Origin of the sequence: Streptomyces sp. NBC_01551, from assembly GCF_026339935.1 — a bacterium.
In the GTDB taxonomy this organism is placed as follows: Bacteria; Actinomycetota; Actinomycetes; order Streptomycetales; family Streptomycetaceae; genus Streptomyces.
Window position 1 is genome coordinate 1 of record NZ_JAPEPX010000024.1, and the last position, 621, is coordinate 621.

1 protein-coding gene is annotated in these 621 nt (G+C 76.5%); it reads right to left on the minus strand.

Going from position 1 to position 621, the window contains the following annotated elements; all coding sequences use genetic code 11:
* Nucleotides 1-621, minus strand: a 621-nt coding sequence (locus tag OG982_RS30900) for a hypothetical protein (protein WP_266950289.1), incomplete at both ends; no start/stop codon positions are given.

Consider the following 621-nt stretch of genomic DNA (forward strand, 5'->3'; position numbering starts at 1 on the left):
GTGTCGACGAGGACGAAGCGGCCCGGGTGCTCGGACTGCGCGGAGCGCACCAGGCCCCAGACGGCCGCGTGAACGGGGTCGGGTACTCGGTCGCCGGTGCGGACGGCGACCGAGCCCCGGGTCAGGAGGACGAGCCGGCTGTCGGTGAGCCGGTCGTCGGCGAGCCAGCGCCGCAGCAGGCGGAGCGCGCCGTGCGTGGCCGTGTGGACGGCCTCGGGGGTGAGCTCCGACGCTGCGGGCAGGCGTACGAGGACGGTGCCCGGGACGGGCGCGTGGGTGTCGAGCGCCGCTTCCAGGGCCTCGTCGGCGGACGGCCCGTCAAGGACCAGCCGGTGCTCGCCGGCCGCGGCTGAGTCGTCGGCAAGGTCGGAGTCGTCGGCCGGGTCGGAGTCGTCGGCGAGGCCGGGGAGGGGCAGCGGGGTCCACGTCACCTGGAACAGGGAGTCGTGGGGGCCGCCTGCCCCCGTGTCGAGCTGCTCGGCCGACACGGTGCGCAGCGTGAGCGCGGCGATGTCGGCGACGGGCTGTCCGGCGCCGTCGGCGAGCGCGAGCGACACCGTGTCCGGTCCGGCCTTCGACAGCCGGACGCGCAGCTTCGAGGCGCCGACGGCGTGCAGGGAC